Source organism: Brucella tritici, assembly GCF_008932295.1.
In the GTDB taxonomy this organism is placed as follows: Bacteria; Pseudomonadota; Alphaproteobacteria; order Rhizobiales; family Rhizobiaceae; genus Brucella; species Brucella tritici.
On sequence record NZ_WBWA01000006.1, the window covers coordinates 22,789 to 48,018 of the forward strand.

A 25,230-nucleotide genomic window follows, 5' to 3' on the forward strand; every position below is an offset into this window, starting at 1 on the left:
GGCGCCTACTCCGCTGCGTGCAGCGTGCCTTCACGCACGCCGGCCGTTCTGAAATCCAGATCGCGGCTGACAAGGCGTTCGACCCCTGCCGAAGCATCGGCCAGCAGCGACCGGTAGCCGGTGATGGAACGGGCGAACACGTTGTAGATAACCACGGCAGGAATAGCGGCGACGAGGCCGATGGCCGTCGCGAGCAGCGCTTCGGCAATACCCGGCGCCACGACGGCGAGGTTCGTCGTCTGCGCCTGGCTGATATTGATGAACGAGTTCATGATGCCCCAGACCGTGCCGAACAGACCGACAAACGGCGCAACCGAACCGATGGTCGCAAGAATGCCGGTGCCCTTGGAAAGACGGCGTCCGGCCTTGGCTTCAATGCGCGACAGGCGCGAGGAAACACGCTCCTTGAGGCCTTCGCCACCGGCGCGGGCCAGTGCCGGGCCCGAAAGGCGAACCTCATCTTCTGCGGCACGGACCAGAATTGCACCCGGTCCCTTGGCGCCGTCCAGCGAACGGACAGCTTCGGCAAGCGTGGCCGAATGACCAATAACTTTCAATGCCCTGGTAGCACGGCGGCGCGCGCCGGCCAGTTCAAGCGTCTTGGCGACCCAGACCGTCCATGTGGCGAGCGATGCCAGTGCCAGACCGATCATCACGGCCTTCACGACCCAATCCGCAGCCATGAACATGCCCCACGGCGACAGGTCGTGCGGGAGGATCAAACCGCTCTCGCTTTCAACCGGCGCGGCGGCAGGTGCAACCGTCTGGGACTGGATCAGTTCAGGTGAAGGTGCTGCGGCAGCAGGTGTTGTCGCGCTCGGCGCTGGAGCGGCGGCAGGTGCTGTATTGGTTGGTGCGGGACTGGAAGGCGCCGCAGCAGCAGGAGCAACCGGGGCATTCGTCGAGGGAGTTGCATCCTGAGGCCCGTTTTGGGCCAATGCAGAAGCTGCACCCAGCAAGCCGATGCCCATCGCCGCAGTCATGAAGCCTTTTCGCCAGAAACCAGTCATTTTGATCGCCTTTTGATTGTTCAAATCCGCGCGCACATGACTAAACCTTCATGCAGGCCGTCGCGCCGCCTGTTGGGCCTCTTCTTAACTCCCAATAATATGATGACGCAAGTCATGTTTTTATTTCAAAGGTATTTTCGTCATGAAATCCAAGGGCAGACGAACATTTTTCGGCTCTCGCCTTTTTGCCAGTTGCACAATCGCGCCAAATCAGACCTGATAGGGTTAACCAAGCGCCTGAGGGTTGGATTTAAAAGAAAATTCCGGGTGCGCGGGAGGAAGTGCGGTTCCGGCCAAGCCGGGTTCTGGAGGACATGCCAATGATGCTCAAGGATATCCAGACGCTTGAACATGCGGCGCGCACCGCCATGGCGGGAAATGACGATCCGCTGCCGGTACAGCAGCGTTCGCTGAAGCCTACACATGTCGGACTGGCCTTCATCATGCTGGCCGGAGCGGCTTATTTGCTGCTCGCCTGAAGCAAAGCGTTTCAACCCAGAAGAGCGCTCGCCCCATTTTCGCCACATGGAAACCACGTGTTTCACAATTTCGACGCCTGAATAACACAGAGTTTGAGCGGAACTGAAACCGTTTCACCTCGTTTTTTCTCCTGTTAACGGCGAGATTGGCTCTCGCCTTCGGTTTGCCTTAATTACCGACAGGAGTTTCCATGAAAAGACTTCTCGCCTCTACGGCTCTTGCTGTGCTGATCGCCCTGCCCGCTTTCGCGCAGGATGCTTCACCGGTTTTCTCCGACCAGAAACAGGAAAAGCCGGTTGCCAGCGAGAACGGATATTTCGTGGCATCGCCCGGCCAGTTGCTGGTGTCAGGCTTTGTCGGACAGGCGGTCTATAACGGCCCTTCCAACGATGCCGCGAATATCGGGACGGTCAACGACATGATCCTTGGTGCCGATGGCAGCCCGCAGGCGATTGTCATCGGGGTCGGCGGCTTTCTCGGCGTCGGAGAGAAAAATGTCGCAATCGGCTTCGACCGTCTGTCATGGGTGGTTCGTGATGACGGCAAGCGCTGGTTGATCGTGGACGCGACCAAGGAACAGCTTGAAAAGGCACCGGCATTCGACCGCAGCGCAGTTTTCGAGGCGGATGGTGCGCCGCGCACCGATCCGCCCGCCGCCGCAAAGACGATCACCACGCAGAAGGCGGACAGGGTCATGCCCGATGGCATGAAGCCGGTTCCCTCCGAAGGACTAAGTGCGGACAAGCTGATCGGCGCAACGGTTTTCGGCGCGGATGAAACGAAGATCGGAACGGTCGGCGATGTCCTGATGACCGCCGACGGACAGACCGAGGCCTTCGTTGTCGATGTGGGCGGTTTCCTTGGCATCAATTCCAAGCCGGTGGCTGTTTCCATCGCCAATCTCGACGTTGCGACCGGCAAGGACGACAAGATGAGCGTCTTCACACAGTTCACCAAGGAGCAGCTACAGGCGCAGCCTGCCTATTCGAACGCAGCCTATAAAAAGGACCCGGAAGGCACGATTCTTCACGGAGAAGCGGAGTAAGGCAACGATATTTGCGGAAGCATGTCCTGCAATGCTTCCGCACCTTCCGGCTACTTATGCGAGGGCGCTGAGATGCTAACGCATCACGCCCTGAAAATGCTCAATCGCCGCACAGGCTTAACCAAAACTCCATGAGTCAAACTCATCGAGTTTTGGCATTACTCCACCATTTACCATGACTTGCAACAACCGGCCGGTATTGTTGCTGCTGATGGCTTTGCGTGCAACCATTAGGCCAGCCGCACGTTATCCGGACAACCCATTCGAACGACAACCAGAGAATAAACAGGAGAGCTGATATGGCGCGTGCATCCGCGAAAACGAGCAAGATCGAAGAAAAGATCGAGGAAGCGCTGACCGATGCCAGCACGGAAGACCTTCAGGCTCAGGTCGAGCAACTGAAGGAAGATATTGCCGCCATTGCGGCAACACTTGCCAATCTCGGTTCGCAGACAGTCCGCGACGCAAAACGCAGCGCAAAGGAAACCTACAAGAGCGCCTATGTTCAGGGCGAGGACGCCATCGACGATCTGCGCAACAAGGCGCAGGATGTTGAAGCCCAGCTAACGGCAACGGTGCGCGAACGCCCGATTGCCTCGCTCGCCACTGCACTCGGCGTCGGCTATCTGCTGGCCCTGCTCTCGCGCCGCTGAGGCGGATCATGCTGAAAGCTCTCATGCCCCTTTTGGCCGCAATGGCAGGCGAGGAAATGAAATTCGTCGCGGGTCAAACCAAACGTGCGGCGATTTTCGGAGCGGCCATCGCCGTCTTCGCGATCATTGCGATCACCTTCTTCTGCGTCGCCGCCTTTCTGGCCCTGGCGCAGAACTATGGCGGGCCGCTGGCGGCTCTCATCCTCGCTGCCTTGTCGCTGATTTTGGCGCTTCTCATTCTCGCAGTCCTGAAAATTCAGGCTGCATCCGAGGCCAAGAAGCGCAAGCAGAAAATGGAGGCCGACAAATCGGCAATGGTGGCAACGGCTGCAATCGCAACCGTGCCTGCCATTCTCAAACGGCCCATCCTGGCCGCCGCCCTGCCGCTTGCAGGCATCGCTCTGGTCTCGCTGCTTTCTGACAAGAAAAAACGTCCGCCGCAGAGCTGATCGCTTTACGCTACCGCAAAAACGCCGGCTTCATGCTGGCGTTTTCTTTTCCGCTCTCACCGCCAGCTTATTTGCCAACCGGCATATCCCCTTCTTCAGCTAGTGGTCTGATTCCGACATTTGCATTCCTCGGATATGAGCGCCGGGCAAATGTCGGAATCAAAAAGACCACTAGTAACTTTATGATTCTAGTGGATTTTTCGAATTTGACGTTTGAAACGAGGATTTATATCGGAAGGGTATCAAACGTCACATTCAATCCACTAGCGACGACAGGCGGACAATCACCCTGGTTCCGACACCATCATCGGTCTTGCAATAGACAGGCTTTTCGCCGAACTGCATGCAAAGCTGTTCGATCACCAGCGTACCGAGACCGTTCTTCTCTCCGGATTTCTGCTGGTCCTTGTCGAATCCCACGCCATCATCCTCCACGACCAGCACCGGAACCGCATCGTCACCCGGCTTCAGGCTGATCCGGATATGCCCTTCCGGGCGTCCCTTGAATGCATGCTTGATGGCATTGGTGACAAGTTCGCCCAGAATGATGCCGATTGTCGTCACATCGCGCGCTTTCAGATCAAGCGGCGCGAAATCGGTCGTGAATTCGATCTTGCGGTCCTGCCCGATAGCGTTGCGAATATCGTTGATGACGGTTCCGAGAAAATCGTCGACGCGGGCCGATTCCATATCCTCGCCCAGACGCAGGCGCCGGTGCGCCGTCGATACGGTCTGGACGCGATCACGAGCGGCGGCAAGAGCGGCACGGGCATCTTCGCTGCGCGTCTGCCGCATCTGAAGGCCAAGCAGGGATGAAACCGTTGCCAGCGAATTGCCGATGCGATGATTGGTGTCCTGCAGCAAAAGCTCGACGCGCTGGCGCTCATGTTCGGCAATGCGGCGCTCCTGCTCAAGCTCAGCGGTCCGTTCCTTCACGCGCTGTTCCAGCAATTGCTTTTCGGAACGCAGCACCGTCTGTCCCTCGAACATCGACCGCGCATAACGCTGAACGCGGCTAAACAGCAGAAGCGCCAGCATGGCAGCCGAGGCCAGCGCGACAATGGACGTTGCCGTCATCCAGTAGCGCATGCTGTTGATCCGCTTGTTGCGTTCGAGAAGCTGCTGTTCTTCCGCATCGATGAATTGCGTGACGGTGTTGGCAAGCTGATCCATCAGCACCTTGCCCTCGTCACCGCGCACTTTTTCAACTGCTGCCGACACATTGCCCGACTGGGCAAGATTGACCGTCTCGCGCACATCTTCCTGTTCGCGCTCGACCAGCGCGCGGATTTGTTTGACCCGCGCATCCTGCTGCGGGTTCTGGCCTGTCAGGGCTTCAAGATCCCCCAGCGTCTTGTCGACGCTCAGGATCGTATTGCGATAGAGATCGAGATAAGTCTCATCGAGCGTCAGAAGATAGCCACGACGGCTCATCTCGATATTGCTGGCAAGACGCGCAACCTTGTCGACCTGCTGGCGCAAGGCGTAATTGCGGGAAATATCGACAACCTGATGATTGACCCCGGACGACAGAAACAGCGTCATGACCGCCGACAGCAGCACAAGGCCGAGCGAGACGATAACCGCAACCGGCTTCGACGACGATTGAAGCAGCTTTTGCAACAAGGCTGATGGCAAGGACGCAACCCACAAACAAACAATCACTTTGCCGACAGGAAATATCAGCAGAAGCTAACCTACAATCGGTTGGATAAAATGCAATCGCTGTGGGCGAAAACAGGCGATGGTTTGGGATTTTAGCAACACAAGCCCCCCTTCCCATCTGAAAGAGGGGCGAGAGCGGCCTCGCTTTACGCGAAGCTTCTCAAGGTTGCCCGCGATGAATCGGCGTCCGGGCCGTAATCGCTTTCGCCTTCAATCTTGAGGATTTCCTGCAGGCGCGTGCGGGCACGGCTGACACGGCTCTTGATCGTGCCGACAGCACAGCCACAGATTTCCGCAGCTTCCTCATAGGCAAAGCCTGAAGCGCCGATCAGAATGATCGCTTCGCGCTGGTCGTCGGGCAATTGCTCCAATGCTGCGCGGAAATCCTGCAGATCAAGCGTGCCATATTGCGAAGGATGGACGGCGAGCTGTTCGCTGAACACGCCATCCGTGTCCTGCACCTCGCGACCGCGCTTGCGCATCTGTGTGTAGAACTCGTTGCGCAAAATAGTGAAGAGCCAGGCCTTCATATTAGTCCCCATTTCAAAGGACTCCTGCTTGGCCCACGCTTTCATGATCGTATCTTGAACGAGATCATCCGCCTTGTCGTGCTGGCCGATCAGCGATACCGCAAAGGCGCGCAGGCTCGGCAGCGATGACAGAAGCTCTCGCTTGAACTGTGCATTACTCTCAACCGACGGACCGGGTGCTGTGTTCACGCATACTCTCCTGTTCAGCCTGATCGAGTTTTTGGAGAAGATCGAGGAAGCGATCCGGGATCGTCTCATCCTGTATCGAGGTGTACAGTGCCTTTAGTTTCAATCCGACTTCACAATTTGGTCCTAGTATATCCTTCTGAACGCGACGGGACGACCTGACCCCGGCTCCGTTCATGTGAAGGTTTTCTTTTTCTGCCATATCTTGATCGTTCCGGGCTGATTGCCCTACCCTATTAATCTAAGCCCCTGCTTGTCCGGGAAATGCACGGGCTATCAAAAAGTTCCCTAATATATCTCCCAATGTCGGAACTTTTTTCAAAGCGTCCCGTTTAGAGTAGCATAATGCTGCGCTCAAAGCATGGGTGGGAGAGGACAATGATCTTGTCCGCCGATGTGCATTCAATGAACGAAAGCGGCAGTTGAGGAGTTCCAATACCATGACGTTATCGACGCGTATCGCGCCGCACCTTCCCTATCTCCGTCGTTTTTCTCGTGCTCTTACCGGCTCCCAGGCTTCCGGCGACGCTTATGTTGCGGCTGCCCTTGAAGCCCTCATCGCCGATGTGAGCATTTTTCCGGACACCTCGTCAGACCGGATCGGCCTCTATCGCCTTTTCTGCGATCTTTATAAGACGGCCTCCGTTCGTGTGCCGGAGCCGGCGTCGGAATTTGCATGGGAACAGCAGGCGGCAAGAAATCTTTCGCATATCGCGCCCCTGCCGCGGCAGGCATTCCTGCTTGTGGCTGTGGAAGGCTTTTCCGACAAGGAAGCTGCCGAAATTCTCGAACTCGACGATGCCGAGCTGAGCCGTGTTCTTTCGGCTGCATCGACCGAGATTTCGCGTCAGGTTGCAACGCGCATCATGATTATCGAGGATGAACCGCTGATCGCGATGGATATCGAGCAGATGGTGGAAAGCCTTGGCCATGAAGTGGTCGGCATCGCGCGCACCAAGGACGAGGCGCTGGCGCTCTACAAGCAGGAAAAGCCGCGCATGGTGCTGGCCGATATCCAGCTTGCCGATGGCAGCTCGGGCATCGATGCGGTGAATGAAATCCTGCAGAGCGATACAATTCCTGTCATTTTCATCACAGCCTTCCCGGAACGTCTGCTGACGGGCGAACGCCCGGAACCGACCTTCCTCGTCACCAAGCCGTTCAATCCGGATATGGTGAAAGCGCTAATCAGCCAGGCCCTCTTCTTCGAAGAAGCCTCGCAGGTCGCAGCCTGAAACCAAAGATCATAAACTCCCGAAAGACAGACGCCTTTCGGGAGTTTTGTTGTTGGCGCTTCCCGCCACGAAGTCACACCGCGTTGCGTTCTGTCATGAGTATTTAGAGTTGTGAGTGCCTTAATTTTCCCGGAACCGCGGAACCAATATGGCTTCGATGTCGTTTCTCCTTCACACAATAAAGAGGAGACCAGACATGCTTTATTATGCGCTCGTATTTCTTGTGGTGGCACTCGTGGCAGGTGCGCTCGGCTTCGGCGGCATCGCTGGTGCGTCGGCCGGGATAGCGCAGATTCTGTTCTTCGTATTCCTTGCGCTGCTCGTCGTTTCGCTCGTGGCGTCCGCGATCCGCAAGGCATAGCAGATAGAAAATCAAAGGCTGTTTTTGACCTGACGATACACCAGCCTATATTGCAGTTTAATGAGATTGCCCGCCGCATACGACTGTGCGGCGGTTTACCGGTTCCAAAATCCGGGCCAGTTCAAGGATCAAAAGACGATCACTCGATCCAGACCCGCCGACCAGTCGATGAAATGGACGCCATGGAACGGAAATTTCCGCTCAGTTCTCCCCGGACTTTTGCCGCTTTACCAACGGGCGACCCAAATATTTGTTTCGTCGCATTCTCCTACGCAAAACCGCTTCGCACTTTTGCTGGAAATGCTCTGAATTCGGTTGCGGGATAATCGGGGCAAACATGACCGCTGGCACAAAATTCACCCTGCAGGAAACCGAACCCGACGCGGCCCGCCTGCGCGCATTGCTAAGGGCGGTGCGCAACAGCAATGTCTGCGTGCTCTATCAAACGCCCGATCTGGTTTATTCGTGGGGAGAAAACATTCCCCTCTACTGGCAGGAAAAATGGAAAGTCGGCGGAAACGACTGCGATTTCATTTTCTCCGCCACCCTGCACAAGCTCGATGGCGCAAAGCGCGCGGCGCTGGATACCGGCGAAGCGCAGAATGTGGAGATCGCCATCAATGATGGCGACAAGCTGCGCTGGATCGAATTCCATATCGACTGCGACCGCGACGAGAACGGCAATATTTTAGGATTGGTCACCACGGCCATCGAGATCAGCGAACTGAAGCGGCGCGAGCAGGTGCTGAAGACCTTGCTGCGTGAAGTCAGCCATCGCTCAAAGAACCTTCTGGCCATTGTGCAAAGCATCGCCAGCCAGACGGCACGCTTCACCGATTCCATCGACGACTTTCTGCTGAAATTTCGCGGGCGCATCCAGTCCTTGTCCTATTCGCAGGATCTGGTGACCGATTCGAACTGGCGTGGCGCGCTGTTTCGCGATCTCGTGCATTCACAGGTCGAGAAATATATCGATGTCAGCGACGAACGTCTGTGCATCGAGGGCGATAATCCCTATCTTTTCCCCGGCGCCGCACTGCATGTCGGCCTCGCACTGCATGAGCTGGTGGTCAATGCGACCTCCTTCGGCGGTCTATCGATCCCTTATGGCCGCGTGAAGATTTCAGCACAGGTCATGCATGTCGCCAGCGGCGACGACAGGCTGGAGTTTCGCTGGGAAGAAACCAATCCTGCAATGCCCGAGGTTTTCGAGCACGATCCGCGTTTTGGCAGCGCCGTGTTGCAGCGCATCGTTCCGGCCTCCGTCAATGGTCACGCCGAATATCGCATCGACGGGACCGGGGCCGTCTATTCTCTCGTCATCCCCACGGAACAGTTTGACGCCTGATCAGACGACAACTTCTCAACAGCTACAAAAAAGCCGCCATGGTCAGACCTGAGTCTGATCCACGGCGGCTTGCTCTGAATTTGCGGAACGCCAGCTGCATGACGTTTGACGGTCAGCGCGGCATTCTCGCCGCTCGCCTCGTGCGGGGAGGTTGAGGCGAACTCTGAAGGCCGCGTTGTGGGGGCGGGGTCACGACCTTCATGCGCGCTTAACGCCACAGATGAAACTTGGTTCCGTCAGTTTCGAATTTTTTTGCAATAAAGTTCGAGCCGGTGATGCACGATCTCATAACCGAGCGATCTGGCGATCTCTTCCTGCAGCTTTTCGATCTTGTCGGAGCGAAATTCCACCACATCGCCAGAGTCCATATCGATGATGTGATCGTGATGCGCGCCGCTTGCCTGTTCGAAACGCGAAGGCCCCCCGGCAAAGGCGTGCCGGTGGATGGCACCGCGTTCTTCGAGAAGCTTCATCGTGCGATAGACGGTCGAAAGCGAAATACTGCTATCGATCTCGACCGCGCGGCGAAAAATCTCCAGCGCGTCGGGGTGATCTTCCGTCTCGGTCAATATGTTCAGGATGATCCGGCGCGGCCGCGTGATGCGGACGCCTGCCTGGCGCAGTTCCTGTTCATAATCGGGCTTCTTGTACGATTCTCTCATGCGCCGATTATGCACCGTCGCATCGCCAGTTGCAAATTTTTGCAACTGGAGCCAGTCCGATCTCCCCAACCCATTACTGTGAATGTACTTTGGAGCGCGTTTCGATCTGATTGAATCAGATCGGCGCTCTAACTGTTTTTCTGACGCGCATCATATCCGAAAACCGTTTCACACTTTTCGGGACGCGCCCTAGTGACTAATATCCGCTAACCGTTCGACATCGGACACGTCAGCCTTGTCGTTCAGATGGTATTGTCCCCTGCCCACCCGCACAAAAAGCGCGTTGCCTTCCGGTTGGTTGTCTGTGCAGTTTTCGGCAAGGAACGAGAAGTATCTGGAATAAGGCCAGCCCGGAGCGACCCGTCGCACATCTCTCGGCGAGAAAGGTTCGGCAAGAATACCTTCCACCCTGACAGCATTATGGATTTGAGGATAAATATTCGACCCAATTTTCCACATGCATCAACTTTATCACCACCATATGCAGCATTCATATCCCGCGAACACGGGATAATTGCAGATTTTTTGCTTGGTCATAAAATGCTTAGATAGATAAGCGGAGACAGGCAGAGAAAGAGGCCGATAAACGCAACGAGGCTGCGCCAGTAAAACAGCCCCCAAAGACCGAAAATTATCGCCACGGGCGCAGTATAAATGCTGAATATGACAAGATATCCATCATCACCGACGCCAAACAGCACGATATAGAAAAATATGAATGCGGTCGCAGCACCAAAAGCCAGCGACACGATGGCGGAAAAGCACCAGTCCCGCTTGCGCACCAATCGGTGCGTATCCGCTTTATCCAAAGCCATTACCAACGATCGTCATTCGGCTGCAGCAAGTACTGTAAAGAGTGCAGCTCCGTCGCGATCCAGCTCTTCGACTGACACCGGATAGGTGTGGCCTTCATGCGATTTGAGGCCAACTGCGGACGCATTCATCGCATCGGATATTGCGTCCTTGCTGCCCCAGAACTTACCGCGCTTTGTCAGGTCCGCCCCGTCATCGGGAATAGCAACGCTAAACTCCACCGCACCTTTATCGATGCCGTCGCAAATGAGGTTCGCCGATCCTGTCTTGATTGAAACGCTCATTGTTCCTCCGTGCCTGGTTGATCCCTCATCGGGTAGGTAACCTAGCGCGCATCCGGAAATGTGTAAAATACTGCGTGGGAAAGAAGATGATGGTACGCCCAAGGGGAATCGAACCCCTGTTTGCGCCGTGAGAGGGCGCCGTCCTGACCGCTAGACGATGGGCGCTTAGAGCATAAGCCGACCGGAGTGAAACAAGGGTCGATCAAGATTATGCTTAAAACACAAGAGTTGGAGCGCCGATTTGGTTCGACCAGAACGAAACGCGCTTCCAGCCATGTTGCTGATATAATCGCCAAAGAGAAAAAGCGCAATCCTCGAAGGCAGAAACAAACAAGGCGGCAATCATGCCGCCCTGAAAATGCTCAATCGCCGCTCAGGCTTAACCAGGTCTCGATGAGTCAAACTCAACGCGACTTGGTGTTACTCCACATTGCCAAGCTTGATGCGGCCGATGATACGCGATTCGCGATAGTCATAGATGATGAGTTCCGTACCGCCATCCGGCAGCAGCGTTTCCAGCGAAAGTTCGTTGCCGGAAAGGCTTTGCGAGAGAAGACGGGTGCCCGGCGTCAGGTTGATCTGCGATTCGATCAGCTTCGGCGGTTCCGGCTTTGCCGGAGCGGACGCAGCCTGTCCGGGGATATCCGAACGGGCTTCTTCCGCTGGCGGGGTTTCCGGCGCGCGATTGATCTTGTAGACAACGGCGACAAGCACGGCCATAAGACCGATCAGCATGACACCGATGGAGACGGCCAGAAGCCGGATCATTTTGCGGCGCACACGTTCCATGGCTGGATCAAGCTGGGGCTCGGCCTGTTCTTCCGGGTAATAGCCCTGCTGATAGTCCTGATAGCCTGAATCCTGATGATTCTGGTATCTCGGATAGTGTGGATCCTGCATTCAACGACTCCGGTTCGAACTTCGCCATGTTATGGCGTGTGCCGCGTGATAGAGCATTTTGCAGCCAAATGGAAACATTTGACGCCGCATAAATGCGGTAAAACCAAGAGATAGAGCTGTTCTGACGATTTCGTTAAAACACGCCCGCTCTCATAGAGGCCCATTCTCATAAAGGAAAGACACGAGTGAAAGAGCTTACGACCGACTCCGATGCCACAGGCAAGCGTCTCGACCAGTGGCTGGCCGCAGCATTGGGGCCGGAACTCTCGCGCAGCCGCGTTCAGTCCCTGATTGCCGAAGGCCATGTGACCATCGACGGCGCACCCGCCCGTGAAGCCAAGCAGAAGCTGCGCGAAGGCATGACAATCGCCATCGTGCTGCCTGAGCCGGAACCAGCCGAACCCATCGCCGAGAACATACCGCTCGATATTCTTTACGAGGATGATGATCTCATCGTGATCAACAAGCCCGCCGGGCTCGTCGTTCACCCAGGCAACGGCAACTGGACGGGAACACTCGTCAATGCCCTTATATATCATTGTGGCGATAGCTTGTCGGGCATCGGCGGAATTCGCCGCCCCGGTATCGTTCATCGTCTCGACAAGGACACGAGCGGCGTCATGGTTGTCGCCAAGAATGACCGTTCGCACCGGCATTTGAGCGAACAATTTGCCGATCATGGCCGCACCGGCGATCTGGAACGCGCTTATCTCGCGCTCGTCTGGGGTATGACAGAGCGCCCGCAGGGCTTCATCGATGCGCATCTTGGACGCTCGCATCGCGACCGCACCAAGCAGGCCGTGGTCAATGAAGAACGCGAGGATGCCCGCCACGCCATCACCCATTATGTAACTGTCGAAAAATTCGGCCCCCGCGAAGATGCAACCGCACTGGCCTCGCTCGTCGAATGCCGTCTGGAGACAGGCCGCACCCACCAGATCCGCGTGCACATGGCCCATATCGGTCATCCGCTTGTCGGTGACATGGACTATGGCAGTGCCTACAAGACCAAGGCCAACAAGCTGCCGGAACCATTGAAAGAAGCCGTGCGCGGTTTCCACCGGCAGGCACTGCATGCATGGCTGCTCGCCTTCACCCATCCGGCAACAGAAGAGCTGATGCGTTTCGAAGCGCCGGTGCCGGAAGATATGGAGCACCTTCTGGAAAATTTCCGGAAGCACTCTATATAATACTGGTAATCATCACGGTTCGCCGGAACAATGGACGGTATATAAGTAAGAAGCTGATCCAACATCAAAAACGAGGGCGCGGTCGTAGCCGCTCCCTTGCCACAAAAAACAATTCATTTCAGACCAGCGCGCATCCCGAAAAGTGGGAACCGGTTTTCGGAACAAGATGCGCTAGAATAAAAAGACACGGCATTTCCTGTGCTTCAGGAAATGCAGGAGACGCTCCAGCCATGCAACCTTTGGCCTTGAGCGGCGTTCACATTGTAGTGACAGATTGTTTCATACGTTAAAGGATCGTGTTTTCGCCAAAATCATGCCTATATATGAGGGCTCGCGAGAGGGAAGTGCAGGAGGCAGCCCCCGCGACAGGTTCGCCAAACGGGAACCTGAAATTATAAAGGAGGGTGCTCTATGGCCCAGATGAATCTCCCAAGCATCACGTCCGGTGACGGCGGTCTTACCCGTTATCTGGAAGAAATTCGTCGCTTTCCCATGCTTGAGCCGCAGGAAGAATACATGCTGGCCAAGCGCTATCACGAACATACCGATCCCAAGGCTGCCCACAAGCTGGTGACGAGCCATCTGCGTCTCGTGGCCAAGATCGCCATGGGTTATCGCGGCTATGGCCTACCGATCGGTGAAGTGATCTCGGAAGGCAATGTCGGCCTCATGCAGGCCGTAAAGCGTTTCGAACCTGAACGCGGTTTCCGTCTTGCCACCTATGCCATGTGGTGGATCAAGGCCTCGATCCAGGAATATATCCTGCGCTCGTGGAGCCTTGTGAAGATGGGCACGACCGCCAATCAGAAGCGCCTGTTCTTCAATCTGCGCAAGATGAAGAGCAAGATTCAGGCGCTCGACGATGGCGATCTTAACCCGGATCAGGTCAAGCAGATCGCAACCAAGCTCAAGGTCAGTGAAGACGAAGTGGTTTCCATGAACCGTCGTCTGTCCGGTGATGCTTCGCTGAATGCGCCCTTGCGGGCTTCGGAAGGCGAATCCGGCGAATGGCAGGACTGGCTGGTCGATGACAGCAGCAGCCAGGAGCAGGTCCTGATCGAGCAGGACGAGCTGGAAAACCGCCGCTCGATGCTGGAACAGGCGATGGATACGCTGAACGACCGTGAACGTCGCATTTTCGAGGCTCGCCGTCTTTCGGACGACCCGATGACACTGGAAGACCTTTCCAGCGAGTTCGGCATCAGCCGTGAGCGTGTGCGCCAGATTGAAGTGCGTGCGTTTGAAAAGGTTCAGGCTGCGGTGAAGGCCGCTGCCTACAAGCAGCAGAAGGCGCTGAACCATGTCGAGGAAGCGCACGCCTGAAACAAATAATCTGCTGATTCTTTTACTGCCGCAAAGTGGGAGACCATTTTGCGGCAGAACTATTTGGGCGTTAGTGAACCCCCTCGCCTTTGGCGAGTTCAAACCCCTCGTCTATCCAGCCAGTCAGCCCGCCCGCCATGATCTTGACGGGCCGGTCGAGATTGGCGAGCCGCAAGGCACCACGCGCCGCACCATTGCAATGCGGTCCCGCGCAATAGGTGACGAAAATAGTTTCCTGCGGCCAATCCGCCATCTTGGACCCGATGATCTTGCCGTGCGGCAGATTGATCGCACCCGGAATATGCGCTTCTGCGAAAAGCGCCGGGCTGCGCACGTCGAGAAGCACGAAATCGGCTCCCCTGGACAAAGCATCATGTACGTCCCAGCAATCCGTCTCGAATTTGAATTCGGCTGCAAAATGATCCCGCGCCAGTGCGCTTGGCGCTGGCGGGACGGCAGTTACGGCTGATTTCTTGTCGGTCTTGGTCACGCTATCCATGGACGATCTCCTGTTGGTCTTCGAGAAGATTTTCCGCCATTTGCCAACAGGCTTGCAATTGGCGTGATTGACAATATACGTAAACATAATGACAAATCAGGCATCAGATCCCAAAGGTCCGCTCGTCGTAGCCCTTCTCTATGACCGGCTTTGCACTTTTGAATTCGGCATTGTCGCCGAAATCTTTGGTCTGCCCCGCCCCGAAATGGGAACGGGATGGTATCGCTTTGCAAGTTGCCCGATTGAGGACGGCCCGCTGCGTGCGCATGGCGGCTTTGTCATCACGCCCGATGGCAGCTCCGATCTCATCGATGAGGCTGACCTTATCATTGTTCCGGGCTGGAAAGGTGCAGAGGTTCCGGTGCCGGAAGCCATCAGCGAAAGGCTGCGTCGTGCGCACCGGCGCGGCGCGCGGCTTGCCTCCATCTGTTCGGGAGCCTTTGTGCTGGCCGCGACAGGACTGCTGGACGGCGGCACCGCCACCACGCACTGGCGTTATGCCGACGCGCTGCGTAACAAACACCCCGAAATCGATATCGATGATGCGTCGCTCTATCGCGAACATGATCGCATCTTCACTTCGGCGGGGAGCGCGGCCGGAATAGATCTCCTGATAGAAATCGTCCGACAGGATTTCGGAGCCGCCGCCGCAAATTCCGTTGCCCGGCGGCTGGTCATGCCCGCCCACCGCACGGGCGGACAAGCACAGTTCCTCGAACGCCCGGTCACAAAGCGCGAAGGCACCGCAATCAGCCCGGTTCTGGACCGGATGCGCACCGATCTAGCTACAGGATGGACAATCGAGCGCATGGCTGCCGAATGCCGGATGAGCCCACGCACATTCCTGCGACGCTTCACTGAGGCAACCGGCGCCACGCCCGGCGACTGGCTCACCATGGAGCGTATCGCGGCTGCCAGGGAACTCCTCTCCCGGGGAGAAACAAGCATCGACGATATTGCCGCCGCGGTCGGCTTTGGGAGCGCCCACACGCTTCGCCATCATTTCCGTCAGAAAATTGGTATCAGCCCTGCAGAATATCGCAGGCGGTTCCTCGCGGAAACCGTCACCCAACCGATATAAAACTGTCAAATCACTGTAATAGATTGGCTTTAGGGACGAGGGCGTGTTTCACCCAAGCTCGAAGGTCATCCCATGAAAAAGCTCCTGCTCGCCGCAGCTATCGCGCTTACCGCTGCCACCGCCGCATCTGCCTCCGAATATGTCTCCTTCCTCGATTATCCGCAGAAGGAACAGGACGGAACGGAGTTCTTCACGGCCATCGAAATCCCGCAAGGCAGCTTCACCAAATACGAAATCGACGACAAGACCGGCCATATCGTCGTTGACCGCTACCAGTCCATGCCTGTCATCTATCCGGCCAATTACGGCTCGATCACCAGCACGCTTGCTGGCGACGGCGATCCGCTCGACGCGCTCATCTATACGCGTGAGCCGATTGTTCCCGGCGCGATCATCAAGGTTCGTCCCATCGGCGTTTTGAAGATGATCGATGGCGGCGACCAGGACGACAAGATCGTCGCTGTTCCGACCACGGACATCGATCCGACCTATGACAACATCAAGGAAATCACCGATCTGCCGAAGATCGAACAGCAGCGTCTCGAAGCTTTCTTCCGCGTCTACAAGCAATTGCCGGAAGGCCGCAAGGTCGTTGAACTGGGCGGCTTCGACAACGCCGAAGCTGCGCGAAACGAAATTGCCAAAGCCATCAAGGCTTTCGCCGAAAAGAAGTAACCAGCGCGACTTTGGTTCGCCTCAAAACAAAAAGGCCGCTCGAAGCGGCCTTTTTATGTTTCGATATGTAAGACTAGTTCGTACCGAGCACGTCGTTGAAAGCCTTCTCGCCCGGCACGCCCTTTTCAAGACTGATAAGGGCGCGGCGACCATTGCGATAGGAGATCGGAATATCGATCCACTGCAAGCGGCGCATCAGCGAAAGATTGGTGTCCTGCGCGGTGCGGGCATCGTTCAGCCACACGATGAAGAAATTGTCGCCGATCTTCGAAGGCACAGCGATCAGCGGATTGCCCGCCGCCTGTTCCGTGTCCTTGAAAGTGATGCGCTGCACATTATCCACAACGCCGCCGGGAAAACCTTCCGGCACGGTGAAGACCAGTTCGATCAGATGGCTCGCCGGAATGGACTGATCCGTATTCTTGCGGATGGTCATTTTCAGCTCGACCTTGCTGGTCGGCATCGTGACGGTGGCGCGGACCGCCGGTTCGGCAGGCTGGCCGTCTTCCGGGCTTTCCTCGATAGTCGACCACACCACATTGCCACGTTCGACCGAATCCGAACCCGCGCCGCCGCGTTCTTCATAGAGAAGCGCCTGCTGGCCCACGGCAACGGTCTGGTTCTGTCCGGACTGCGCGCCGGTCTGCGTATTCGTTTCGGCAGGCGCAGGCGTGGAAGCGGCGGTCGACGTGCCCTCGCCGATACCATTGGCACCGGCGGCAGGACCGCTATCGGTTTCGCTGCCATCAGGCATCAGCCGTTGCGTCATTTTCGGCTCGCCTGCCGGCTGCTGTGGCTGCTCCGGCGTCTGCTCACCACCTGTCGTCGCCGTATTGGTGTCGGCTGGCGGCGTCGTACCTTCGGGATGCGTTTCGGTATCGGAACCGGTCGCAGGCGCGTCGCTGCGTCCAAGGCTCGATGCCAGTTCCTGAATCTTGTCCTTGTTGTTCCAGACAACGTAGCCGGCGGTTCCCAGAGCCAGAACGGCAATCAACGCGACAATCAGCCCCTTATAGGAGCGCTTCTCCTTCTTGGAGGTGCGCTCAATATATTCGCTGCGGCGAGCCTGCGCCTTTTCCTTGGCGCGGTCCAGTTTCCAGTCGTCGCTACGCTCGGCTGCAAAGGCCGGTGCATCATCATCTTCGCTGGAGAAACTGTCGCGACGCTCATCGCGCGGTGCACTGGGGAATGCGGGTTCGTCATCATCTTCATGCGACGGTGCGCGCTCTGCTGCGTCCTGATTCGCTTCCTGCAGGAAATCTTCCAGCGCATCCTCAACCGGCTCTTCCGGCGCGACGGCTGGCGGCGCATAAAAAGCTTCGACCTCAGCAATGGCATCTTCAAGAATATTACGCTGGCGGACAGCGACAGCCTGCGAGGCATTTGCCGTAACAAGCTTTTGCTCGATCGTTGCGCGCGCTTTCGCATATACGCGCTGGCGCAATTCGGGCGACTTGTCCGCCTGCGCATCGATCGTCTTTTTCAGTACCGCTACAAAATCCGCCATTCCGTCTTACCCGGTTTCCGCCCGTCCAGATGAACAATAAGCACAGGATGCAATAAATGTCCCAATAATCACAATAATCAAGGGAAAGCAAAGTCTGCGGCTACGATTTAGCGAAGACTTTCAAAATGATGCGGTGAAATAGTGGCAAAATTCACCCTGTTGCGAAGCTTTGTGCGACCGATTGCGTTCTTTGTACAACGGTCGAAACAAAATCGGAGCAGCTTCCGGAAAAGCTGCTCCGAACATATCGCTCATTGACTGCAAACAATCAGTCGTGGAACGGATCGGTGACGAGGATCGTGTCCTCGCGTTCCGGGCTGGTGGAGAGCATCGCCACCGGCGCGCCGATCAGTTCTTCGATGTGACGGACGTATTTGACAGCCTGCGCCGGAAGATCATTCCACGAACGCGCACCGGCGGTCGTTTCAGACCAGCCCGGCAGCGTTTCATAGATCGGCTTGACGCGTGCCTGCGCGCCCATGGAGGACGGCAGATAATCGATGCGCTTGCCGTCAAGTTCATAGGCGACGCAGATCTTGATTTCATCCAGACCATCGAGAACATCGAGCTTGGTGAGCGCAATGCCGGTGATGCCGGAAGTACGAACCGTCTGGCGCACGATGACGGCATCGAACCAGCCGCAGCGACGCTTGCGACCCGTCACCACGCCGAATTCATGGCCCTTGGTGCCGAGGAATTCGCCGATCTCGTCGTTCAGTTCGGTCGGGAACGGACCTTCGCCAACGCGGGTCGTATAGGCCTTGGTGATGCCAAGCACATAACCGATGGCCGTCGGGCCAAGACCCGAACCGGCGGCAGCCTGACCGGCAACCGTGTTGGAGGACGTCACGAACGGATAGGTGCCGTGATCGTTGTCGAGCAGTGCGCCCTGCGCGCCTTCAAACAGGATGCGGTCGCCAGCCTTGCGGCGCTCATCGAGAACACGCCAGACCTGATCGATATAGGGCAGAATCTGATCGGCAACCGAGGTCAGTTCGGTCAAAATGGTTTCAACCGCGATTTCCTCAAGGCCCATGCCGCGACGCAACAGATTGTGGTGGGCGAGCAGGCGTTCGACTTTCGGCTGCAGCGTCTCCGGCTCGGCCAGATCGATAACGCGGATGGCGCGACGGCCAACCTTGTCTTCGTAGGCTGGGCCGATGCCGCGCTTGGTCGTGCCGATCTTGAGGCCCGAATTGGAGCCTTCGCGCATGGCGTCGAGATCGCGATGGATGGAAAGGATGAGCGGAGCATTTTCAGCAATGCGCAACACATCCGGGTTGATGTCGATGCCCTGCGCACGCAGCTTCTCGGTTTCAGCAACGAAATGATGCGGATCGACAACGACACCGTTGCCAATAACGCTCAGCTTGCCGCGCACAAGGCCGGATGGCAGCAGCGAAAGCTTGTAGCTGACGCCGTCGATAACAAGCGTATGACCTGCGTTATGACCACCCTGGTAGCGCACGATGACATCGGCGCGTTCGGACAGCCAGTCAACGATCTTACCCTTGCCCTCATCGCCCCATTGCGATCCGACGACAACCACATTTGCCATTGAAGAAACTCCTTGGCTTCTATTTGAAAATCCAAGGATCAAAGCGGCCCGTTCATCGCCAGCTTGAGGCTACAGGGTGCTGATCCCTCGTCTCTATACAGATTGAAACGGGATTGCGCGACTCTTTCGTGCAAGAATTTGCTATTTTTGAACACGCCTTGAACGAAGGGCGCTCAGGGTCGGTAGAGATTCAGTCTCTGGGGAGGCGAAAATGGTGATCTTTGAGAACCGGCGCGCAGCGTACTATGAGTACGTGAGCACCGGAAGCGCAAAAGAGCGCCATTTGCAGACCGCCAGAGGCTGAATATCACCGAACCTAGCCGGCGCGGACCATATAAAGTGCATCCTCCGAATAGCTCTTGAGCTTTTCCTCAAGCGCCGGGAGGTCGCGAACGACAAAACCCTTCTTTTCCCAGAAGCCCTGTGAGCCGCTGACGGCAACGAGAGACATGGTGACGAAGCCATCACGTTCAGCCTGCAAGGCCATCAGTTCAACGACACGCGTGGCGGCACCGCTGGAACGGGCTTCGGGCAAGAGCGCTATATCGTGGATATAATAGGTGTTGGTATCCTCGGGGAGTTCGCCCAGAACAGCGTTGAGAGCCGGAACCGTATCAAGCTTCCACGGATGGCTGATGCCATAACCAAGGATTTCGGTGTCACGGGCGAGTACGAAGCAACCCGCCGGATAGAGTTTGAAGCGGTCCCGGAAGACCGCCTCATCTTCGAAGAAATCGAGATGGACAACATTAGCAACCGCAGTCACGCTCGCAATATCCTGCTCGTGCATGCGCCGCCATTCCGGCTGTACCATCTCTTCAACCATTTTCTCAAACTTCTCCGACGTTGAACTCAAGCGGTGTTGCCGCCTTGATTGCCTCTTGAGCCGTCAGTTCGTCAAGTGCTGCCTGTGGAATCTGTTCATCCACATAGAGCATGGCGATCGCATCGCCACCCGGATGGTCACGTCCGAGCGAGAAGTTTGCGATGTTGATATTGTGCTTGCCGCAGATCGTGCCAAGCAGGCCGATCATGCCCGGAACGTCCTTGTTGGTGACGTAAAGCATGTGCGGGCCGACCTCGGCATCGAGATTGATTCCCTTGATCTGGATGAAACGCGCCTTGCCGTCCGAGAAGCAGGTTCCCGCGATGGAGCGTTCACGCAAGGTGGTCTTCACTGTCAGCTTGATATAGCCGTCGAAGATACCGGACTTGTCGCGCTTGACTTCCGAAACGATGATGCCGCGTTCCTTCACCATGATCGGTGCGGAAACCATGTTGACGTCGGCGACCTGCGGACGGATGAGACCGGCCAGAGCCGCACTCAACAATGCGCGCGTGTTCATCGTGGCGGTGGAACCGTCGAACAGCACTTCCACTTCCTGGATCGGCTCATCCGTGACCTGACCGACGAAAGCGCCAAGCACATCGGCAAGTTTTACGAACGGCTTCAGGCGCGGCGCTTCTTCCGCCGTGATCGACGGCATGTTGATCGCGTTGGAAACGGCGCCCTTCACGAGATAGTCCGACATCTGTTCGGCCACCTGAAGCGCAACATTTTCCTGCGCTTCCGAGGTCGATGCACCGAGATGCGGCGTGCAGACGACATTGGGCAGCGAAAAAAGTTCGTTTTCCGTCGCCGGTTCCGTTTCGTAAACGTCTATACCGGCACCGGCCACATGGCCGGATTTCAGCGCTGCCACCAGATCCTTTTCCACGATCAGGCCACCGCGGGCGCAATTGACGATACGCACACCCGGCTTTGTCTTGGCAAGGTTTTCCGCATTGATGATATTGCGGGTCTTGTCGGTCAATGGCGTGTGCAGCGTGATGAAATCGGCGCGGGCAAGCAGTTCGTCAAGCTCGACCTTTTCAACGCCCAGTTCCTGCGCACGAGATTCGGACAGGAACGGATCGAAAGCCACCACATGCATCTTCAGGCCGATGGCCCGGGTCGCGACAATCGAACCGATATTGCCGCAACCGACGACACCCAGCGTCTTGCCGGTGATTTCCACGCCCATGAAGCGGTTCTTTTCCCACTTGCCTGCGCGGGTGGAGGTGTCTGCCTCCGGCAATTGCCGCGCCACGGCGAACATCAACGCAATGGCATGTTCGGCAGTGGTGATCGAGTTGCCGAACGGCGTATTCATGACGATGATACCGCGACGCGAAGCCGCCGGAATATCGACATTGTCCACGCCGATACCGGCGCGACCAACGACCTTGAGCTTCTTGGCGGCTGCGATCAGCTTTTCCGTGACCTTGGTGGCCGAACGGATCGCCAGACCATCATAATCGCCGATGACTTCGAGAAGCTTTTCCTTGTCCTTGCCGAGATCAGGCAGGTAATCGACTTCCACGCCGCGATCCTTGAAAATCTGGACGGCAGTGGGCGAAAGCTTATCGGATACGAGAACGCGAGGTGCCATGGAGGCCTCCTTCAAACATTTTCAGACCAAACATTTCCAGTAGACGCAGACCGATCTGCTTCAGGAAATGCTATGAATAATGGGGGATGCGGACCGTGGCCGCCCCAACGCGGACCACGGCGTCATGCACGAAATGCTCAGGCAGCAGCTTTCAGCGCGGCCTTCTGCGTTGCAAAAGCCCAATCCAGCCAATGCGTCAGCGCTTCCAGATCGGAAGCTTCCACCGTGGCACCAGCCCAGATACGCAGACCTGAAGGTGCATCGCGATAGGCGCCGATATCATAGGCAACGCCTTCCTTGTCGAGCGCGGTGACGATACCCTTGGCAAAAGCGGCCTGCTCGTCGGCAGACAAGGCAGTCACTTCCGGATCGACAATCGTAAGGCAGACGGAAGTGTTTGAACGCGTTTCCGGCTTCACAGCCAGATTGGCAATCCACGGCGTCTTTGCGACAAAACCGTCGAGAACTGCAAAATTCGCATCGGCGCGCGCAACCAGCGCATCGAGACCGCCAAGCGATTTCGCCCATTTCAGCGCATCAAGATAATCTTCCACGCAGAGCATGGACGGCGTATTGATGGTTTCACCGACGAAGATGCCTTCGATCAGCTTGCCGCCCTTGGTCATGCGGAAAATCTTCGGCATCGGCCATGCAGGCTTGTAGCTTTCCAGACGCTCGACAGCACGTGGGCTGAGGATGAGGATGCCGTGTGCGCCCTCGCCGCCCAGAACCTTCTGCCAGGAGAAGGTGACGACATCGAGTTTCGGGAAGTCGAGACGCTGTGCGAAGGCGGCAGAGGTCGCATCGCAGAAGGTCAGACCCTTGCGGTCAGCCGGAATGAAATCGCCATTCGGGACGCGCGCGCCAGACGTGGTGCCGTTCCAGGTGAAAACGACATCGCGGTCGAAATCGACCTGCGAAAAATCGACAATCTCACCGTAAGGCGCTTCGAAGCTGCGAACATCTTCGAGCTTGAGCTGCTTGGTCACATCCGTGACCCAGCCCGAGCCGAAGCTTTCCCACGCCACCATATCGACGCCACGCGCGCCGAGCATGGACCACAGCGCCATCTCGACAGCGCCGGTGTCGGAAGCCGGCACGATACCGATACGGTAATCGGCAGGCACCTGCAGTACTTCGCGGGTAAGGTCGATGGCTTCCTTGAGCTTGGTCTTGCCGATTTTCGCGCGGTGCGAACGGCCAAGCGCCGCATCGACCAGCGCATTCAGCGACCAGCCGGGACGTTTTGCACAGGGACCGGATGAAAAATTAGGATTAGCCGGGCGAACTGCCGGCTTTGCAATCGTCGTCATGTTGTTTCTATCCTCTCAGATAGCACGCGTCTCGTTGGGGAGACGTGGCCCACTTACTGGGATAGCCGAAAGTGCATTTTTCCTCAATACGGCTTTCGGGGAATATTTTCATCAAACCCGCCCGGATTGCTCCAGGCGGGTAGAATTTCATTATCGCGTGACCGTTTGCGTCTCTGATGGTTCTTCTTCCATGCGCGCATAATAGCTTGCGATCAGCGCGCCGGAGATATTGTGCCAGACGCTGAAGACAGCGCTTGGCACGGCCGCCAGCGGCGAGAAATGCGCATTGGCGAGGGCAGCGCCAAGCCCACTGTTCTGCATGCCGACCTCGATGCTGATTGCCTTGCGCTTTGCCAAGGAAAGCCCGGCAAAACGCGCAGCGAAATAGCCAAGCAGCAGACCGCAGCCATTGTGCAGGAACACGACCGCAAAGATCAGCAGGCCGGACTCCGCTATGGCAGCCTTGTTGACCGCGACCACGGCGGCAACGATGAGCACGATACCGATAACCGACACAAGCGGCAGCATGGGGACTGCTGCCTTGACGAGGCCCGGAACCAGTTTCTGCAGGACGAAGCCAAGCGCCAGAGGCACAAGGATCACCTTCACGATGCTGATGAACATGCTCATCGCATCGACCGGCAGATACTGGCTGGCGAAGAACCAGACCAGAAACGGCGTCACGAGTGGCGCCAGCAGTGTGGTGACACTTGTGCAGGCGACGCTCAGCGCCACATCGCCCTTCGACAGATAGGTCATCACGTTGCTGGCCGTTCCGCCGGGGCAGCAACCGACCAGAATGACGCCTGCAGCCACTTCCGGCGACATCGGAATGATGCGCGTCAGCAATACGGCAAGAAGCGGCATGATGATGAATTGAGCCAGCACGCCGATGGCGACATCGAAAGGTCTTTTGGCGACTTCGGCAAAATCCTTGCCGGAAATGGTCAGGCCCATCCCGAACATGATGATGCCGAGCAGGACCACGATCCACGGCGCAAAGACGCTGAATGTAGATGGAAGTACAAAACCCAGAATGGCAAAAACAATGACCCAGACAGCGAATGTCCGGCCTACGAAATCTGAAAATGCTGCAATCGCTTTCATTACCCTCTCCTTTTCAGGAAATGCGTTCAACGCATTCTGTCACCTGTAAGGATTTGGGCCGCATATGAAAACGAAAAATTCGATATAGCTGAAATAATGAATTGCAAAGCGGGCCCGAAGGCCCGCCGCAATTATAGCAGGACGCCAAGGTGCTAACCTATCACGCCCTGAAAATGCCCAATTGCCGCACGGGCTTAACCAAATCTCGATGAGACTTGGTATTACCAGGTCGTAAAGCGCACACCAGCGCGCAACTGATGCGACTGAATATCCTTGTCGCTGAGCGTCAGTCCTGCGGCGCTTGCAATATCCGCACCTTCGATGACCCCATAACGATAGCCGATATCGAGCTTGATGTTGGATGCCACGTCGATGCCCACACCCGCCATCAGCGCCCAGGCGAGACGATAATCATCATCAGTCTTGTAGTCACCATAGGCCGTATTGATGGAATAGCGCACATTGGCGAAGCCGAGGCCCGCACCGAGATAAGGGGTGAAGCCGTAATAATTGCCGAGATCGACATAGGCGTTGGCCATCATGTCCCAGTTGCGAACATCGACGTCCAGATCCTCGAGGTTCTGCTTGGAATAGCCGAGCGTCACGTCGCCGCGCAGATTATCTGTGAACTGATAGCCGACACCGACAGACGCCACGACATTCTTGTCCAGATCATAGCTCTGAGATGCGCTCCACGAAGACGCCTCGGTCTGAACCTTGACCTTGGAGGAGAGATTGTAGCCGATATCGCCACGCAGATACCAACCGGACCCGACCTCGACCGGCTGTTGCACCGGTGCGCCCGGCTCATAGCTGACCATATCGAGATCGGCGGCAAAAGACTGCGATGCGACGCATAATCCGGCCAGCACGGCAGCCGACGAACAGAACGCACGCCATTGCATAGACATGATGAAATCCCCG

28 protein-coding genes and 1 tRNA gene are annotated in these 25,230 nt (G+C 56.7%); 11 read left to right on the forward strand and 18 right to left on the reverse strand.

Going from position 1 to position 25,230, the window contains the following annotated elements:
* Window positions 1-5: 5 nt before the first annotated feature.
* Window positions 6-1,046, reverse strand: a complete 1,041-nt coding sequence (exbB, locus tag F9K91_RS08250) for a tonB-system energizer ExbB (protein ID WP_151677624.1) — start codon at window positions 1,044-1,046, stop codon at window positions 6-8.
* 284 nt (window positions 1,047-1,330) lie between these two features.
* On the opposite strand from exbB, the gene F9K91_RS25970 reads away from it, so the two are divergent.
* From F9K91_RS25970 to F9K91_RS08265, 4 genes are all read left to right on the forward strand, one after another.
* A complete protein-coding gene (locus tag F9K91_RS25970) occupies window positions 1,331-1,489 on the forward strand; it encodes a hypothetical protein (protein ID WP_167522198.1) in 159 nt (52 codons plus the stop codon).
* A 191-nt stretch (window positions 1,490-1,680) separates the two neighbouring features.
* Window positions 1,681-2,535 carry a PRC-barrel domain-containing protein gene (locus F9K91_RS08255; protein WP_151556146.1) on the forward strand — a complete coding sequence of 285 codons (855 nt, stop codon included), beginning with the start codon at window positions 1,681-1,683 and terminating at the stop codon, window positions 2,533-2,535.
* 299 nt (window positions 2,536-2,834) lie between these two features.
* Complete coding sequence (locus F9K91_RS08260; protein WP_151556145.1) at window positions 2,835-3,188, forward strand: ElaB/YgaM/YqjD family protein; 354 nt, start codon at window positions 2,835-2,837, stop codon at window positions 3,186-3,188.
* Between the two features lie 8 nt (window positions 3,189-3,196).
* Entirely contained in the window at window positions 3,197-3,637 is a 441-nt protein-coding gene (locus F9K91_RS08265) for a phage holin family protein (RefSeq protein WP_151556144.1), read from the forward strand.
* A gap of 255 nt (window positions 3,638-3,892) precedes the next feature.
* Here F9K91_RS08265 and F9K91_RS08270 read toward each other — a convergent pair whose 3' ends face one another.
* From F9K91_RS08270 to F9K91_RS08280, 3 genes are all read right to left on the reverse strand, one after another.
* Window positions 3,893-5,275, reverse strand: a complete 1,383-nt coding sequence (locus tag F9K91_RS08270) for a sensor histidine kinase (RefSeq protein WP_151556143.1) — start codon at window positions 5,273-5,275, stop codon at window positions 3,893-3,895.
* 173 nt (window positions 5,276-5,448) lie between these two features.
* Window positions 5,449-6,021 (reverse strand): RNA polymerase sigma factor, encoded by a 573-nt coding sequence (locus F9K91_RS08275; RefSeq protein ID WP_006467673.1) that lies wholly within the window; start codon window positions 6,019-6,021, stop codon window positions 5,449-5,451.
* A complete protein-coding gene (locus F9K91_RS08280; protein WP_012091358.1) occupies window positions 5,993-6,220 on the reverse strand; it encodes a NepR family anti-sigma factor in 228 nt (75 codons plus the stop codon). Before F9K91_RS08280 ends, F9K91_RS08275 begins: the two co-directional genes overlap by 29 nt.
* Window positions 6,221-6,458: 238 nt before the next feature.
* On the opposite strand from F9K91_RS08280, the gene F9K91_RS08285 reads away from it, so the two are divergent.
* From F9K91_RS08285 to F9K91_RS08300, 3 genes are all read left to right on the forward strand, one after another.
* Window positions 6,459-7,253 carry a response regulator gene (locus F9K91_RS08285; RefSeq protein ID WP_151647934.1) on the forward strand — a complete coding sequence of 265 codons (795 nt, stop codon included), beginning with the start codon at window positions 6,459-6,461 and terminating at the stop codon, window positions 7,251-7,253.
* A gap of 196 nt (window positions 7,254-7,449) precedes the next feature.
* Window positions 7,450-7,614: a DUF1328 domain-containing protein gene (locus F9K91_RS08290; RefSeq protein ID WP_151556142.1), complete on the forward strand. Its 165-nt coding sequence runs from the start codon at window positions 7,450-7,452 to the stop codon at window positions 7,612-7,614.
* A gap of 337 nt (window positions 7,615-7,951) precedes the next feature.
* The gene (locus F9K91_RS08300; RefSeq protein WP_151556140.1) at window positions 7,952-8,962 is read left to right on the forward strand and encodes a sensor histidine kinase; all 1,011 of its coding nucleotides are present in this window, start codon (window positions 7,952-7,954) and stop codon (window positions 8,960-8,962) included.
* A gap of 236 nt (window positions 8,963-9,198) precedes the next feature.
* Here the strand turns inward: F9K91_RS08300 and F9K91_RS08305 are convergent, their stop codons facing one another.
* The 6 genes from F9K91_RS08305 to F9K91_RS08330 all read right to left on the reverse strand — a co-directional run bounded on the left by F9K91_RS08305 (window position 9,199) and on the right by F9K91_RS08330 (window position 11,621).
* Window positions 9,199-9,624 carry a transcriptional repressor gene (locus F9K91_RS08305; protein WP_061348088.1) on the reverse strand — a complete coding sequence of 142 codons (426 nt, stop codon included), beginning with the start codon at window positions 9,622-9,624 and terminating at the stop codon, window positions 9,199-9,201.
* A 189-nt stretch (window positions 9,625-9,813) separates the two neighbouring features.
* Window positions 9,814-10,083: a hypothetical protein gene (locus F9K91_RS26300; protein WP_151556139.1), complete on the reverse strand. Its 270-nt coding sequence runs from the start codon at window positions 10,081-10,083 to the stop codon at window positions 9,814-9,816.
* Window positions 10,084-10,157: 74 nt separating this feature from the next.
* Window positions 10,158-10,439: a hypothetical protein gene (locus tag F9K91_RS08315; RefSeq protein WP_151556138.1), complete on the reverse strand. Its 282-nt coding sequence runs from the start codon at window positions 10,437-10,439 to the stop codon at window positions 10,158-10,160.
* Between the two features lie 12 nt (window positions 10,440-10,451).
* Window positions 10,452-10,721 carry a hypothetical protein gene (locus tag F9K91_RS08320; protein WP_151556137.1) on the reverse strand — a complete coding sequence of 90 codons (270 nt, stop codon included), beginning with the start codon at window positions 10,719-10,721 and terminating at the stop codon, window positions 10,452-10,454.
* A gap of 90 nt (window positions 10,722-10,811) precedes the next feature.
* Window positions 10,812-10,886 (reverse strand) — tRNA-Glu (locus F9K91_RS08325).
* Between the two features lie 255 nt (window positions 10,887-11,141).
* Window positions 11,142-11,621 (reverse strand): hypothetical protein, encoded by a 480-nt coding sequence (locus tag F9K91_RS08330; protein ID WP_061348051.1) that lies wholly within the window; start codon window positions 11,619-11,621, stop codon window positions 11,142-11,144.
* A gap of 185 nt (window positions 11,622-11,806) precedes the next feature.
* Between F9K91_RS08330 and F9K91_RS08335 the strand changes: the two genes are divergently transcribed.
* Window positions 11,807-12,811 carry an RluA family pseudouridine synthase gene (locus tag F9K91_RS08335; RefSeq protein WP_061348050.1) on the forward strand — a complete coding sequence of 335 codons (1,005 nt, stop codon included), beginning with the start codon at window positions 11,807-11,809 and terminating at the stop codon, window positions 12,809-12,811.
* A 411-nt stretch (window positions 12,812-13,222) separates the two neighbouring features.
* Entirely contained in the window at window positions 13,223-14,134 is a 912-nt protein-coding gene (rpoH, locus tag F9K91_RS08340; RefSeq protein ID WP_151556136.1) for an RNA polymerase sigma factor RpoH, read from the forward strand.
* Between the two features lie 70 nt (window positions 14,135-14,204).
* On the opposite strand, the gene F9K91_RS08345 is transcribed toward rpoH, so the two are convergent.
* Complete coding sequence (locus tag F9K91_RS08345) at window positions 14,205-14,633, reverse strand: rhodanese-like domain-containing protein (protein ID WP_151556135.1); 429 nt, start codon at window positions 14,631-14,633, stop codon at window positions 14,205-14,207.
* Window positions 14,634-14,721: 88 nt separating this feature from the next.
* Here F9K91_RS08345 and ftrA point away from each other — a divergent pair, with 88 nt between their 5' ends.
* Both ftrA and F9K91_RS08355 read left to right on the forward strand, forming a co-directional pair.
* Entirely contained in the window at window positions 14,722-15,714 is a 993-nt protein-coding gene (gene ftrA / locus F9K91_RS08350; RefSeq protein ID WP_151556134.1) for a transcriptional regulator FtrA, read from the forward strand.
* A gap of 72 nt (window positions 15,715-15,786) precedes the next feature.
* Entirely contained in the window at window positions 15,787-16,389 is a 603-nt protein-coding gene (locus F9K91_RS08355) for an inorganic diphosphatase (RefSeq protein WP_061348046.1), read from the forward strand.
* A gap of 73 nt (window positions 16,390-16,462) precedes the next feature.
* On the opposite strand, the gene F9K91_RS08360 is transcribed toward F9K91_RS08355, so the two are convergent.
* The 7 genes from F9K91_RS08360 to F9K91_RS08390 all read right to left on the reverse strand — a co-directional run bounded on the left by F9K91_RS08360 (window position 16,463) and on the right by F9K91_RS08390 (window position 25,217).
* Window positions 16,463-17,896 carry a transcriptional regulator gene (locus tag F9K91_RS08360; protein WP_151556133.1) on the reverse strand — a complete coding sequence of 478 codons (1,434 nt, stop codon included), beginning with the start codon at window positions 17,894-17,896 and terminating at the stop codon, window positions 16,463-16,465.
* Between the two features lie 268 nt (window positions 17,897-18,164).
* Window positions 18,165-19,454, reverse strand: a complete 1,290-nt coding sequence (locus F9K91_RS08365; RefSeq protein ID WP_010661360.1) for an adenylosuccinate synthase — start codon at window positions 19,452-19,454, stop codon at window positions 18,165-18,167.
* A gap of 316 nt (window positions 19,455-19,770) precedes the next feature.
* Window positions 19,771-20,280 (reverse strand): GNAT family N-acetyltransferase, encoded by a 510-nt coding sequence (locus F9K91_RS08370; protein WP_061348044.1) that lies wholly within the window; start codon window positions 20,278-20,280, stop codon window positions 19,771-19,773.
* Between the two features lie 4 nt (window positions 20,281-20,284).
* Window positions 20,285-21,886: a phosphoglycerate dehydrogenase gene (gene serA, locus F9K91_RS08375; protein ID WP_010661362.1), complete on the reverse strand. Its 1,602-nt coding sequence runs from the start codon at window positions 21,884-21,886 to the stop codon at window positions 20,285-20,287.
* 137 nt (window positions 21,887-22,023) lie between these two features.
* Window positions 22,024-23,199, reverse strand: coding sequence for a phosphoserine transaminase (locus tag F9K91_RS08380; RefSeq protein WP_151556132.1), 1,176 nt, complete (start codon window positions 23,197-23,199; stop codon window positions 22,024-22,026).
* Window positions 23,200-23,349: 150 nt separating this feature from the next.
* A complete protein-coding gene (locus F9K91_RS08385; RefSeq protein ID WP_061348042.1) occupies window positions 23,350-24,306 on the reverse strand; it encodes a bile acid:sodium symporter family protein in 957 nt (318 codons plus the stop codon).
* A gap of 221 nt (window positions 24,307-24,527) precedes the next feature.
* The gene (locus F9K91_RS08390) at window positions 24,528-25,217 is read right to left on the reverse strand and encodes an outer membrane protein (RefSeq protein WP_151556131.1); all 690 of its coding nucleotides are present in this window, start codon (window positions 25,215-25,217) and stop codon (window positions 24,528-24,530) included.
* Window positions 25,218-25,230: the final 13 nt, after the last annotated feature.